Consider the following 13,363-nt stretch of genomic DNA (forward strand, 5'->3'; position numbering starts at 1 on the left):
AAATAAATCGAAATATCTGTGCGCAACCCAGCCTTCCTAATTGTGTGCTGCGCTGTACGCATGCGACAATTTGTCCTTTCGCAATCTAGGAAGGACGTAAAAGTGGTAGACGGTGTAAATCCGGGTCGCTTGGGACGCGTATGGCTCGCGACTCTCGGCACGATAATTTTGTTGGCGGGCCTCTATTTCATCGGTGGCGGCGGATGGTTGGCCTGGTTGGGAGGAAGCTGGTACTTCCTTATCACTGGCCTGATGCTGGTTGCAGCCGGTGGGCTCATCGTCCGTCGTCGCTCGCTGGGTGTGCTGCTCATCGCGGTTGCGGTGGTCTATACAGTCGTCTGGGCGCTGTGGGACGTTGGCTTGCAGTTCTGGCCGCTGCTTTCTCGCGTGCTGGCATTCGCAATGATTGGTGCCGCGGTAGCATTCTCCGTACCGCTGTTCACTCGGTCGCGCAAAGCGCGTATTACAGGCGTGGCCTTGGGCGCTGCGGCGTCGGTAGGGGTTGTAATCACTGCCGTCAGCGCATTTGAGCCAAAGAATGTCATCCGTGACGCTGAGTCGGTTGCCGCCGCGAATGATGTGCCTGTCGAAAAAGGCGACAAAGAACCCGGTGATTGGAAAGCATGGGCCGGTGATACCCATGGTTCCCGCTTCTCGCGTGTAGGCGATATCACTCCGGCAAACGTCAAAGACTTGAAGGTTGCTTGGACAGCTCACACAGGTGAGGCTGTTGTGCCTGGTTTGGGCGACGCTGAGGACCAGAACACACCGCTGCAAATCGGTGACAGCCTGTATGTCTGCACCACCTACAGCACTGTGATTTCCTACGACATCGACACCGGTAAGGAAAACTGGCGATTCGCGGCGGGTAAAGGCAACTCCACCTATCAGCGCTGCCGCGGCATGGCCTATTTCGATGCAACTACGGCCAAGAAAGTGGCTGACGTGCCAGGCGTGGCCGCTGATGCAGCGCTGGACGCCTCGGTGAGCCCGCAGCGCCTGATCTTCCCGACCGGTGACGGTCGCCTGATGGCCATTGATGCGCACACCGGCAAGCCGGTGGCCAACTTTGGCGACAATGGCGCCGTTGATCTCAAGGCCGGCATGGGTGAAGTCAAGCCAGGCTACTACCAGCAGTCCTCGACTCCGTTGCTGGCGGGCAACCTGGTCATCGTCGGCGGTCGGGTGATCGACAACTTCGAAACCAACGAGCCACCGGGCGTCGTTCGCGCCTTCGACGCCGTTACCGGTACGCTGGTTTGGGCATGGGACCCGGGCAACCCTGAGGTGACGCGCGAGCCGTTGTCGCCAGAGGGCTACACCCGCGGTACTCCTAACGTGTGGGTGGCAGCGTCTTATGATGCCGAGCTGGGTATGGTCTACCTGCCAACTGGTAACGCCACCCCTGACTTCTGGGCCGGTTTCCGTACCGAAGCTGACGACAAGTACGGCTCTTCCATCGTTGCCGTCAACGTCTCCACCGGCCGTCCTGTATGGTCGTTCCAAACCGTGCACCACGACATCTGGGACTTCGACGTCACCGGTCAACCGCTGATCTACGACATCCCCAACGATGACGGCTCGGTCTCCAAGGCGGTATCGGTTACCTCGAAAACAGGAATGATTTACCTGTTGGACCGCACCAACGGCAAACCGCTGGCCGATATCGAAGAGCGCCCGGTACCGCAAGGCAATCTGCCTGGCGAGCGTTATTCGCCAACCCAGCCGTACTCCGTGGGTATGCCGAACATCGGCAATGAAGTACTCAAAGAGTCGGATATGTGGGGTGCCACGCCGTTCGACCAGCTGATGTGCCGGATCATCTTCAAATCCAGCCGCTACGATGGCGTGTTCACCCCACCTGGTGAAGACTGGGCGATCCAATACCCGGGCTCGCTGGGTGGGATGAACTGGGGCGGCGCGTCGGTGGACCCGACCACCCACCTGATGTTCGTCAACGACCTGCGCCTGGGCCTGCACTACAACATGGTGCCGGCCAAGGACATCCCGCCGGGCACTGGCAGCAGTGAGGGCATGGGTATCATCGTGCAGAAGGGCACGCCGTTCGGCACCTGGCGCGAGCGCTTCATGTCGCCGTTGGGTGTACCGTGCCAGGCACCGCCTTTCGGTACGCTGTCGGCAATCAACTTGAAGACTAAGAAGTTGGTATGGCAAGTGCCGGTCGGCACGGTGCAGGACACTGGTCCTCTCAACATCGCCACTGGCTTGAAACTGCCTCTGGGCATGCCGACCCTCGGCCCTTCGCTGGCAACCAAGTCGGGGCTGCTGTTCTTCGCTGGCACCCAGGACTTCTACCTGCGGGCTTTCAACAGCCGTACTGGTGAAGAAGTGTGGAAGTCGCGTCTGCCAGCGGGTAGCCAGAGCGGCCCGATCACTTACCGTTCCGAGAAGACCGGTAAACAGTACGTGGTAATTTTCGCAGGCGGTTCGCCGCACTCTGATACGCGCAGTGACAGTGTGATTGCCTATACGCTGCCCTAAGCGGCTTTATAGCAAGCTGTCAGCGGCCCAGATCATGAAGCTATGATCTGGGCCGTTGCTTTTTTTTGGCCAGACATTTTTATCGGTGACATCCATGCCTTATACGGACAACCTCGTAGCGTTCACCTTCGCAGCTACCTTGCTGACCCTCACCCCCGGTCTGGACACCGCGCTCATTCTCAGAACGGCGACTGTAGAAGGCCGCGGGCAGGCGATGCGAGCCGCGGTGGGTATCAATGCCGGTTGTTTGCTATGGGGGGCGGCGGTTGCCTTCGGCCTAGGTGCCTTGCTCGCCGTCTCCGAATTAGCCTACAGCCTGTTGAAATATTGCGGCGCGGCTTATCTGCTTTACCTGGGGTGGGGCATGTTGATGCACCCCCGGCGCTCGCTGGTCGAAGGCAATGCCAAAGCAGATTCTCGGTCCAACTGGTTTATGAAAGGGTTGCTGGGAAATGTCTTGAATCCCAAAGTCGGGATCTTCTATGTCTCTTTTCTACCGCAATTCATTCCCCAGGGTGAGCCGTTGGTTGCCTGGACCTTCGGGCTAGTCAGCATCCATGTAGTGCTTGGCCTGATCTGGTCGCTGGTGCTGATCAGCATGACCGAAACATTCGCTACAGTGCTTCGTCGTGATTCGGTGATCAGCTGGATGGATCGCACGACGGGTGCCATATTCATGGCATTCGCTGCCAAGCTGGCATTGAGTCGAAGCTGAAACCAGCAGAATTAAGCGGGCCGACAGACCGCCGAAGTTAGAGGCTGAGCCACACTCGCCCTGCGTGGGGGCGAGTGTGGAGGCCTTTTGCTACGAGGTATGAGCATTAACTCAAGAGCTTTTTCCTGCGGGGCTTGTGGCACCCGGGGTCGAAGCCATCAATTTAAAAATTCTCGTTTGCCTTGTGAGCAGTCGAGTCGCGGCTACCTACTAGATAGCCACTTCATATTGCCGATCTCGATCGGCAGGATGCTCTGCGCTCAAGGTTCTCAAGCAAAAACCGTAATTGAGCCGAAGATGATAGCGGCAAGAAACATGACCATGCATGTACCAATACTCCAGCCGATCGAGGCACGCTGATTATCGCCGTAGTCCACGTTCAGCAGGCCGCAGAGCAGATAGGTCGATGCTACCAGCGGGCTCAAGAGATGAACCGGCTGGCCGATCAGCCCGGCAATGGCCATTTCTTTCCCGTCGATTCCGTAATGCGCTGCCGTTTCGGCGAGGATGGGCAAGATACCGAAATAGAACGCGTCGTTGGTGAGTATGTATGTGAACGGCATGCTGATAAAGGCGGTGAACACGGACATGTAATGCCCCGTGGAGTCGGGAATGATCTGCACAAGGCTGTCGGAAACGGCCTTGATCATGCCGGTGCCGGACATCACTCCGACAAAGATACCGGCGGCGAAGATCAGCAAAGTCACCGAGAGAACGCTACCTGCATATTTGTCGATCACTTCCTTTTGCGCCTTCAGCGTAGGGTAGTTAACCACCAGGCCCAAGCCGAATGCGATCATGAAGAGGATAGGCAACGGCATGATGTTCACCATCATCAGGGCAATAAGCGCGATGGTGAGTAGGGCACTGAAAGCGAACCGCCATCCAGTCAGCTTGGATTGTTCCAGTTCGGCAATCAGCTGTTCCAGATCAATCTGAGTAACGCCCAGCCGCCTGCGCTCTTGGCGGCCTAGCATGACTGCCGCGAAAAGTACCCAAACCAGGCCGGCCAGCATGATTGGCAGCATCTCGACAAACAGCTCGGTGATGTCGACATGCATGGCGCTGGCAGCACGTGAGAACGGGCCCGCCCACGGGAGGATGTTCATCACGCCGATCGTCAGCAGCAGTACGGTCGCCATTACCTGTGGGCGGATGCCGGTCCTCCGATAGAGCGGCAGCAGGGCGGCGGTGGTGATGATGTAGGTAGTTGCGCCGTCACCATCCAGGCCCACGCACATACCCAGTACGGCAGTGCCAAGGACGATCTTCAGCGGGTCTCCCTTTACCACCCGAAGCACGGTTTCGATCAACGGGTTGAAGAGACCGGCATCGGTCATCATGCAGAAGTACAGGATTGCGAACGTCAACATGATGCCGGTAGGGGCGAGCATCTTCAGGCCGTCGAACATCATCGGGCCCAGGTCGGCGGCAAAACCGGCAGCAGAAGCAAAAGCAATCGGTACCAGAATCAGCGCTACCAGCGGGGAGAGCCGCTTTGACATGATCAGGTACATGAAGCAGACGATCATGCTGTAGCTCAGGATCGTGATCATGAAGTCCCTCGTTTTATCTGTTTTATAGTGAAGACTTTTGCGCTCATCCTGCGGACGAACGAAGGCCTACGCGGCTGCGCGCAGACGTTTCCGGGTATCAGTTCATGCGTGTGAGAAAAGCGGCTTTCCGGCGTGTGGCAAAACTGCTTTCAGAATGTGGCCAGTGGCCGATTCGGTGATGAATAACGTGCGGTTGCCGTCACCGCCAAAAGCCAGGTTGGTGACGGTTCTGCCTGCTGAGCATGCCCTGATCCGGTATAGCGGTACTGCATGCGGGTCAAATACCCAGACACATCCGTTGCCAGCATCGCAGACGTAGAGATTGCCCTCGGCATCAAGTGCCATGCCATCTGCACCGCTGACACCCCCCGCCATCTGGGTGAAGACCCCCACTTTGGTCGTGCTGCCATCTTTCTGAATGGGCAGGCGCCAAACGGCATTGCCGCGGGTCATGGCAACGAACAGCGCTTGCTCCTTTACGTCCATCACCAGGCCGTTCGGACTCGGGCCATTGTCGATCAGACAGTCCAGGCGCTGCTGCTGCAAGTCATATCGGAATACACGGCCCGACGGGTCATGCATGCCGGTCTGGCCTTGGTCGGTGAAGTAGAGGTGGCCTGCGTGGTCGAAGAACAAGTCGTTCACGCCCTTGAAACCTTCGCTGCGGCGGTGGGTAAGGAATGGCTCAATGGACCTGTTGACGGGATCTAGCAGCAGGATGCCGCGTTTGTAGTCGGCGACGAAGATCCGGCCATCGGCATGGATTTTCAACCCGTTCGGCCAGCCATCGTACTCAACCACCAGATCCCATTCGCCGGCTGGCGAAACGCGGAAAATTCGACCGTAAGGAATGTCGGTCACGTAGAGATTGCCGGCTCTGTCGAACGATGGGCCTTCAAGGAAGCATGTGACGCGCTGCCCCGGTTTATTGGCTCTCACCCAATCCGAATCACCGTCGCGCCAGAACTTTTCGGGCATACGGCTGAAGACCTCGGTTTGGAGGTCTTGAGGAGGGGCATACAGGCTCATTGGCAGAATCTCCAGCAAGGCGTGCAAGCACTCCATCCATCTTAGGCGATGGGTGAGCATTCAACGACGCGATTCTTGTAATCACCGTTCTATCAGGTGGAACGGCGTTGCTTTGTATGGAACACTTTTTAGAAATTTCTAGGCTCTGTCAAGCCCAATCAACTTCCACCAATGTGATGGGCGCATGGATTTTCATTGGAGACGAGTGGGGATTGACAGTGCGACAAAATGGCGCGAATACTATTGCACAGAACGTCATTCTGCCTGACAGAACAATCATAAAAATACGGATCTGTGCTACCTAGTGGCCTGCCGCGTGAATGTTCCAAAGGCTCTCCAGCCGATGAGGAGAACCTCCATGCACCACGGTTCAGATATCGATGTATTGGTCAGTGAAGTCGCACCTCGCGATGGCCTGCAAAGCATCAAAGCGACCATGCCCACCGAGTTGAAGCTTCGTTGGATCTCTGCTCTGGCTGAGTCAGGATTGCGCGAGATTGAAGTCGGCTCATTCGTGCCAGCCAAGCTGCTTCCTCAAATGGCCGATTGCGCTGAGCTTGTCGCTCACGCCCGCCAGATTTCTGGTCTGTTCGTGACTGCGTTGGTGCCAAACCTCAGAGGTGCCCAGGCAGCTTTTGACGCAGGGGTACAGAAAATCACCCTACCGATCTCGGTCAGTGAGCCGCACTCTCTCTCCAATATTCGTAAGACGCATGCGCAGGTCTTCGATGAGGTCAAGGCGGTAGTTGCTCTGCGTAACGAGCGCTTCCCCGGTATCGAAATCGAAGCAGGGTTGTCGACGGTGTTTGGTTGCACCCTCCAAGGGGTAGTAACTGATGACGAAAGCATCGCCATGGCTGTGAAAATGGCTGAGCTTGGGGTTGACGAAGTAGGCCTGGCAGACACCGTGGGTTACGCCAACCCGGCACAAGTCCGTCGCGTCTTCACTCGTCTTCGCAATGAACTCGGTACCGTTGCGGGAAGTGCTCACTTTCACAACACACGCGGCCAAGGGCTGGCCAATGTCGTCGCTGCCCTGGAGGCTGGGGTAACTACCTTCGACGCTTCCCAGGGTGGGATTGGCGGCTGCCCATATGCTCCTGGGGCCTCCGGCAACATCGTGACTGAGGATTTGGTTTATCTGCTGGAGTCCATGGGCTTGCGCACCGGTGTCGACATCGACCGCCTGGTCGCAGCCCGGGAATGGCTCCGTCAGGGCCTGCCGGGAGAGGCCTTGTATGGCTTCATTCCAGATGCTGGCGTCGGTAAGAACTTCACCTATGCGAAGGAGGCCGTATGAGCCAGTCCACAGAAAAAAACCTGCCCCTCGCTGGCATCCGTGTCATTGAGTTTGTACACATGGTGATGGGGCCGACCTGCGGTTTATTGCTTGCAGATCTCGGCGCTGAAGTTATCAAGGTGGAACCAGTTCCCGAGGGTGACAATACGCGTCGGCTTATGGGGTCCGGTGCAGGCTACTGGCTGACCTACAACCGCAACAAGAAAAGCTTTGCTGTCGACATCAAGTCGGAAGAGGGCATGGCTGCGGTCAAAAAGCTGATAGCAACCGCAGATGTAGTGACCGAGAATTTCCGGCCGGGTGCAATGGAAAAATTGGGACTGGGCTATGACGATGTCAAAGCGATCAAGCCCGATGTCATCTACAGCTCGATGAAAGGCTTCCTGCCTGGCCCGTACGAGAAACGCACCGCACTGGACGAAGTCGTTCAGATGATGACTGGCTTGGCGTACATGACTGGTCCAGTGGGCCGGCCCCTGCGCGCAGGGGCATCGGTCAACGATGTCATGGGCGGCATGTTCAGTGCTGTCTCCGTACTGGCCGCTTTGCTGCAACGCAAGGAAACCGGCAAAGGCCAGTTCGTGCAAACTGGCCTGTTCGAAAACTCCGCATTCCTTGTTGCTCAACACATGATGCAGAAGGTCGTCACGGGTGCCGCTGCCGCACCGATGCCAAGCCGCATTTCGGCCTGGGCAATCTATGACGTTTTCGAAACGGCTGATGAAGGCCAGCAAGTTTTCATGGGCGTGGTGAGTGATAGCCAATGGGTTGCGTTCTGCAAGGCATTCGACTTTGCGGAGTTCGCAAACGACGAATCGCTTGCACGGAATAATCAGCGGGTACAGGCGCGTGAGCGAATTATGCCAATCGTCCGTGCACGTCTCCAATCGATGAGCAAAGAGACGGTGATGTCGATGTGCGAGGCGGCAGGGTTGCCGTTCTCACCGATCCAGCGTCCAGAAGACCTGTTCGATGATCAGCACCTGAATGAGTCAGGTGGCCTCACCGAATTGACGCTTAGCACTGGTGAGACTACGAAGGTCCCGATGTTGCCATTCGAGATGGACGGTCACCGATTCGGGGCGCGACTGCCTGCCCCTGAAGTCGGCAGCCATTCTCGCGAGTTGTTGTCCGAGTTGGGGTACGAGAGTGCTGCCATCGATAGCCTTGTATCCGCTGGATTGATTCGGACCTGAAAGGTCCGGTTAGGACCACCGCAAATGGACGTGCAATGCCAACGCTCAATTTTGGGTGTTGGCCAAGCATCGACCTTGACGACACCGTCTGGCCGCACATAAGAACAAAATCGAGGAAATTGTCATGGCGAACGTCACGACTCCAGCAAACTCTGCCCCTTTGTCACAGCCAGTGACTTTGTCTGCGATACAGCAAACTGCACTTCGCAAAGCTGCCTGGCGGTTGATCCCGCTGCTGGCTTTGGCGTATTTCTTCAACTATCTCGACCGCACGAGCGTCGGCTATGCCGCACTGCAAATGACTGACCAACTGGGGCTGACAGCTGCACAGTTCGGCCTCGGTGCGGGCATCATGTTCGTCGGGTACTGCCTTTGCGAAGTACCAAGCAATCTGGCTATGTATCGCTTTGGTGCCCGGCTCTGGATGGCCCGGATCATGATTACCTGGGGCTTGGCCGCCGCGGCAACCGCTTTCGTCGTCGGGCCTTATAGCTTCTACATCATTCGCTTCATCCTTGGCGTTGCTGAAGCCGGTTTCTTTCCGGGCGTTATCTTCTTCCTGACGCTTTGGTTCCCGATTCAGTACCGCACCCGTGTGCTCGCCTGGTTCACTGTAGCCACACCGATTTCGTTCCTTGTCGGGGGACCTTTATCTATCTGGCTGCTCCAGATGCACGGCACGCTCGGGCTGGCCGGTTGGCAATGGATGTTTCTGATCGAAGGGCTTCCAGCCTGTGTTCTGGGCCTGATCACGCTGAAAGTTCTTGCAAATCGTCCCAGCGAGGCCAAATGGCTGAACGTTCAAGAGCGTGACTCACTGGACCAGCTGTTGGCTGCTGAACGTGGAAAAGCCGAAAAAAGTCATGCATTCAAAGCTGCTCTAAAAGACCCACGGGTGTGGGTGCTCAGCTCCATCACGTTCAGTTTCACCATCGGTACTTACGGCATCGGCATTTGGCTGCCGCAGATGCTCAAAGCTCAGGGCGTCGAGTTGGGCATGATTGGTTGGGTCGCTGCCATTCCGTACTTCTTCTCGACCATCGGCCTGCTGTTCTGGGCGAAGCATGTGGACCGCACCGGCAAAGGTATCTTCAACCTGGTGATCGCTCTGGTTCTCGCTGGGCTGGCATTGATCTTCGCCTTGCAGATGAGCGCTTTGATTCCAGCACTGATCGGCATCACTCTGGCACTGGTTGGCACCATTTCGGCCAAAACCATTTTCTACACCCTGCCGGCGAAATTCCTGAGTGGCCAGGCGGCGGCGGGTGGTATTGCCCTCATCAACTCGATTGGTGCATTCGGTGGGTTCGTTGGGCCTTACCTGATGGGCTACCTGAAGGAAACGACTCAATCCTTTACTGCTGGTCTGATGGTCATGGGTTGCATTCTGTTCTTCGCAGCGACGATGGCACTGGTGCTCAAGATGTTTATGCGGGAGGCCTGACCAGAACGGTGTTCTGTTGCGCAGACATATTCAATTCTCTATGTTGGGACGTAGTGGTTCTGGCTGGCCTGCCTACGGGCAGGCCTTTTTCAAGCAAAATATAGTGATGCTATGCCTACCAACAGCAATCAACCTAGTGATGACGGCGCAGACAGCTCAGCAGGCGGTGTCGCCGCCGTAGACCGCGCTTTTGCAATCCTCGCTGCCTTTGATGCCCATCGTCCTAGCCTGCCACTGGCCGAGCTGTCGCGGCGCACAGGTTTGTACAAGAGTACGATCTTGCGTTTGATGACGTCCCTGGAACGAGCAGGTTTCGTGCGCCGTTTGGCGGATGGCCAGTTTGCTGTCGGCCACGAACCGCTAAGGCTTGCCCAGCTTTACCAAGGTGCCTTCAACCTGCGTGATGTACTTTTGCCGATCCTTGAAGCTTTGTCTCAGGAGTGCGCAGAAACATCCTCGTTCTATGTCTCAGAAGGGACAAGCCGAGTCGTCCTACTGCGGGTTGAGCCAAAAAGATCGGTGCGAGTCTCCATTCATGAGGGTGATCGATTCCCTATCAATGCAGGCGCATCGGGTAAGGTGCTTCGCGCGTTTGGCTCTTCAACTGATCGATCCCTTGACGCCATCCGTGAGCAGTATTGGGCTGAATCGTTCGGCGAGCGCGACCCCGATACCGCTGCGATTTCAGTACCTGTTTTTAATGCAGGCAATGTCCTGGCCGGCGCGTTGACGTTGTCAGGGCCTGCCGATCGCTTCAACGCAGAGCAGATTCGACGCGTTCGTGGCACCGTATTGAGAATGGCAGCGCAAGCGACTGCTGCTTTGGGTGGTCCGACTGAGCCCTATTCGCAGGCTATCAACGCAAAAGCCTGAGCCTCTTCTGGCTTAAGACAATGTTGTCCGTACTGACCTGTAATAAGTGCTTTCTGAATGGCGCCTCGTACTGAGCTGTTGACTATAAAAAATTTCCGCATTTCTGCGACAGGGATGCCGAGGTGGGTGTCAGCGCATCAAATTGGCGTGTGCAAGCACTAGACAAAATTCTAAGTAATCATGAAGCAACTGAGGTGATGAGCGAAATGGCTAAGGCCGCCGATGTCGTTGTGCAATGCCTGGAAAACGAAGGTGTCGAGTATGTGTTCGGCATTCCTGGTGAGGAAAACCTCGACCTGCTGGAATCCCTGCGCAAGTCGAAGATCAAGCTGGTATTGACCCGCCACGAGCAGTCCGCAGGCTTCATGGCGGCCACTTATGGCCGTTTGACCGGCAAGACCGGCGTCAGTCTGTCGACCCTGGGTCCTGGTGCCACCAACCTCGTGACCGCCAGTGCCTACGCTTACCTGGGCGGCATGCCAATGATGATGATCACCGGCCAGAAGCCGATCAAGAAGTCCAAGCAGGGCCGCTTCCAGATCATTGATGTGTGCGGCATGATGGACCCCATCACCAAGTACACCCACCAGTTCGCTTCGGCCGACAATATTCCTTCCCGCATGCGCGAAGCCGTCCGCCTGGCCGAAGAAGAGAAGCCGGGTGCCGTGCATCTGGAGCTGCCAGAAGACATCGCTGCCGAGCAGACCGATGCCCTGCCGATCCCGCGTAGCCTGCACCGTCGCCCGTTGGCCGAGCATGTGGCCATCGATGCAGCTGTTGAAAAATTGCAAAAAGCCCGTAGCCCTATCCTGGTAATCGGTGCTGGCGCTAACCGCAAGATGACCGCCAAGGTCCTCAAGCAACTGATCGACAAGACCGGCATCCCGTTCATCACCACCCAGATGGGTAAAGGTGTGGTCGACGAGCGCCACCCGCGTTTCCTCGGCAACGCTGCGCTGTCGTCGGGTGACTTCGTTCACCGCGCCGTCGAAGCCGCAGATCTGATCATCAACATCGGCCACGACGTCATCGAAAAGCCACCGTTCTTCATGGTCCGTGGTGGCACCGAAGTCATCCACATCAGCTTCCGTTCCGCCGAAGTCGATGCCGTGTACTTCCCGCAGGTCGAAGTGATCGGCGACATCGCCAACGCCGTCTGGCAGATCAGCGAAGCGCTGACCGATACCTCGCACTGGGACTTCACCCGCCTGATGGCCATCCGTGAAGCCAACGAAGCGCAGATCGCCGAAGGCGCCGATGACAACCGCTTCCCGGTGTACCCGCAGCGCTTTGTCGCCGACATCCGTCGTGTGCTGCCGTCCGAAGGCATCGTTGCGCTGGACAACGGCATTTACAAGATCTGGTTCGCCCGTAACTACAAGGCGCACAAGCCAAACACCGTGCTGCTGGACAACGCCCTGGCGACCATGGGCGCCGGCCTGCCATCGGCCATGGCGGCGCACCTGGTGCACCCGGACCGCCCGGTGATTTCGGTGTGCGGTGACGGCGGCTTCATGATGAACAGCCAGGAGCTGGAAACGGCTGTTCGCTTAGGGATGCACATCACCGTGGTGATCCTGCGTGACGACGGCTACGGCATGATCCGCTGGAAGCAGGCCAACATGGGGTTCACCGATTTCGGTCTGGACTACGGCAACCCGGACTTCGTCAAATACGCCGAAGCCTACGGTGCAAATGGTTACCGCGTCGAAAGCGCCGACGCCTTGCTGCCGTTGCTGGACCACTGCATATCCAACCCTGGCGTGCATGTGATCGACTGCCCGGTCGATTACAGCGAAAACGACCGCATCTTGAACAGCGAATTACGTGAACGAGCGTTGGCGATCTAAAAGTTGTGCCTCATAGGCAGTTAATCGCTGTTTAGGGAAGGGGCCACTTCTGCCGAGTGGCCTCGATTACTCAGCGTCAAGCTACGGCCTGAGCGCCAGTGATTTCGACCAATGAGCCGCACATGAAGGCTGCTTCATCTGAGGCTAGGAAGGCCACCAACGCCGCAACTTCTCCAGGTTTGCCAATCCTCCCCAGCGGCACCATCCGGTCAAGGTCTGCAATGGTGCGACCCGAACGAACCACGCCGGCTTCAAGCATCGGGGTATGGATCTCACCAGGGCACACAGCATTCACTCGAATATTATGCGGGGCGTAATCGCGCGCCAGGTTCTGGGTGAAAGAGGCTACAGCTGCCTTGGTGACGTTGTAGGCGATATGGCCGGGAGCTGGGTGAAGTCCCCATTGCGAAGCAGTATTGACGATCGCCCCAGCGCCGGCTTCGATCATCGCAGGCAATACAGCCCGGCACAGGTGAAACATCGAGTCGACGTTGACCGCAAAGCTGCTGTGCCAGTCATCTTCACTCAACGCAAGCAGATTGCCGCGGCGGTTGATACCGGCATTGTTGACCAGAACATCGATCCGGCCTAACTGCGCCAACACGTCCTTGATCAATCCGCGGCAAGCCTCCCCCTGGCTGATATCTGCCGAGATGGCCAGTGCTTGGTAGCCTTCGGACTGCAAGTCATCAACCACTGCCTGAGCTGCTTGCAGATTTACGTCGCTGACGACCACTGTTCCGCCTTCGTGAGCGAAGCGTGTAACGATTGCCGAACCGATACCGCCGGCGGCTCCGGTAACGATGACTACCTTGTTAGCAAATCTGTTCATTGAGCGTGGACCTCACCGATTGTTGTTGTGAAAGGGGTGGCGCGCTTCAAGCTATGAATATCATGT

10 protein-coding genes are annotated in these 13,363 nt (G+C 57.1%); 7 read left to right on the forward strand and 3 right to left on the reverse strand.

Annotated features, from left to right (window positions below; translation table 11 throughout):
• Positions 1–60: 60 nt before the first annotated feature.
• Together ACIPZF_RS01405 and ACIPZF_RS01410 are read left to right on the forward strand one after the other, a co-directional pair.
• Positions 61–2,502, forward strand: coding sequence for a membrane-bound PQQ-dependent dehydrogenase, glucose/quinate/shikimate family (locus ACIPZF_RS01405; protein ID WP_400794514.1), 2,442 nt, complete (start codon positions 61–63; stop codon positions 2,500–2,502).
• 94 nt (positions 2,503–2,596) lie between these two features.
• Positions 2,597–3,217 carry a LysE family translocator gene (locus ACIPZF_RS01410; RefSeq protein WP_400794516.1) on the forward strand — a complete coding sequence of 207 codons (621 nt, stop codon included), beginning with the start codon at positions 2,597–2,599 and terminating at the stop codon, positions 3,215–3,217.
• Positions 3,218–3,486: 269 nt separating this feature from the next.
• On the opposite strand, the gene ACIPZF_RS01415 is transcribed toward ACIPZF_RS01410, so the two are convergent.
• Both ACIPZF_RS01415 and ACIPZF_RS01420 read right to left on the reverse strand, forming a co-directional pair.
• A complete protein-coding gene (locus ACIPZF_RS01415) occupies positions 3,487–4,773 on the reverse strand; it encodes a CitMHS family transporter (RefSeq protein ID WP_400794518.1) in 1,287 nt (428 codons plus the stop codon).
• A 102-nt stretch (positions 4,774–4,875) separates the two neighbouring features.
• A complete protein-coding gene (locus tag ACIPZF_RS01420; protein ID WP_400794520.1) occupies positions 4,876–5,802 on the reverse strand; it encodes an SMP-30/gluconolactonase/LRE family protein in 927 nt (308 codons plus the stop codon).
• Positions 5,803–6,160: 358 nt separating this feature from the next.
• Here ACIPZF_RS01420 and ACIPZF_RS01425 point away from each other — a divergent pair, with 358 nt between their 5' ends.
• From ACIPZF_RS01425 to ACIPZF_RS01445, 5 genes are all read left to right on the forward strand, one after another.
• Entirely contained in the window at positions 6,161–7,102 is a 942-nt protein-coding gene (locus ACIPZF_RS01425; RefSeq protein ID WP_400794522.1) for a hydroxymethylglutaryl-CoA lyase, read from the forward strand.
• Positions 7,099–8,298, forward strand: coding sequence for a CaiB/BaiF CoA transferase family protein (locus ACIPZF_RS01430; RefSeq protein WP_400794523.1), 1,200 nt, complete (start codon positions 7,099–7,101; stop codon positions 8,296–8,298). The genes ACIPZF_RS01425 and ACIPZF_RS01430 overlap by 4 nt, the downstream gene beginning before the upstream one ends.
• Before the next feature lie 124 nt (positions 8,299–8,422).
• The gene (locus ACIPZF_RS01435) at positions 8,423–9,742 is read left to right on the forward strand and encodes an MFS transporter (protein WP_400794525.1); all 1,320 of its coding nucleotides are present in this window, start codon (positions 8,423–8,425) and stop codon (positions 9,740–9,742) included.
• Between the two features lie 111 nt (positions 9,743–9,853).
• Entirely contained in the window at positions 9,854–10,615 is a 762-nt protein-coding gene (locus ACIPZF_RS01440) for an IclR family transcriptional regulator (RefSeq protein ID WP_400794527.1), read from the forward strand.
• A 206-nt stretch (positions 10,616–10,821) separates the two neighbouring features.
• Entirely contained in the window at positions 10,822–12,465 is a 1,644-nt protein-coding gene (locus tag ACIPZF_RS01445) for an acetolactate synthase large subunit (RefSeq protein ID WP_400794529.1), read from the forward strand.
• A gap of 76 nt (positions 12,466–12,541) precedes the next feature.
• Here the strand turns inward: ACIPZF_RS01445 and ACIPZF_RS01450 are convergent, their stop codons facing one another.
• Positions 12,542–13,297 (reverse strand): SDR family NAD(P)-dependent oxidoreductase, encoded by a 756-nt coding sequence (locus ACIPZF_RS01450; RefSeq protein WP_400794531.1) that lies wholly within the window; start codon positions 13,295–13,297, stop codon positions 12,542–12,544.
• Positions 13,298–13,363 lie beyond the last annotated feature (66 nt).

Source organism: Pseudomonas sp. NPDC089752 (assembly GCF_044748725.1).
Classification (GTDB): domain Bacteria; phylum Pseudomonadota; class Gammaproteobacteria; order Pseudomonadales; family Pseudomonadaceae; genus Aquipseudomonas.

Excerpts from the sequence above, each read along its gene's own strand:
- ACIPZF_RS01450 (WP_400794531.1), bottom strand. The coding sequence starts at position 13,297 with ATGAACAGATTTGCTAACAAGGTAGTCATCGTTACCGGAGCCGCCGGC.
- ACIPZF_RS01440 (WP_400794527.1), top strand. The coding sequence starts at position 9,854 with ATGCCTACCAACAGCAATCAACCTAGTGATGACGGCGCAGACAGCTCA.
- ACIPZF_RS01430 (WP_400794523.1), top strand. The coding sequence starts at position 7,099 with ATGAGCCAGTCCACAGAAAAAAACCTGCCCCTCGCTGGCATCCGTGTC.
- ACIPZF_RS01410 (WP_400794516.1), top strand. The coding sequence starts at position 2,597 with ATGCCTTATACGGACAACCTCGTAGCGTTCACCTTCGCAGCTACCTTG.
- ACIPZF_RS01420 (WP_400794520.1), bottom strand. The coding sequence starts at position 5,802 with ATGAGCCTGTATGCCCCTCCTCAAGACCTCCAAACCGAGGTCTTCAGC.
- ACIPZF_RS01405 (WP_400794514.1), top strand. The coding sequence starts at position 61 with ATGCGACAATTTGTCCTTTCGCAATCTAGGAAGGACGTAAAAGTGGTA.
- ACIPZF_RS01445 (WP_400794529.1), top strand. The coding sequence starts at position 10,822 with ATGGCTAAGGCCGCCGATGTCGTTGTGCAATGCCTGGAAAACGAAGGT.
- ACIPZF_RS01435 (WP_400794525.1), top strand. The coding sequence starts at position 8,423 with ATGGCGAACGTCACGACTCCAGCAAACTCTGCCCCTTTGTCACAGCCA.
- ACIPZF_RS01415 (WP_400794518.1), bottom strand. The coding sequence starts at position 4,773 with ATGATCACGATCCTGAGCTACAGCATGATCGTCTGCTTCATGTACCTG.
- ACIPZF_RS01425 (WP_400794522.1), top strand. The coding sequence starts at position 6,161 with ATGCACCACGGTTCAGATATCGATGTATTGGTCAGTGAAGTCGCACCT.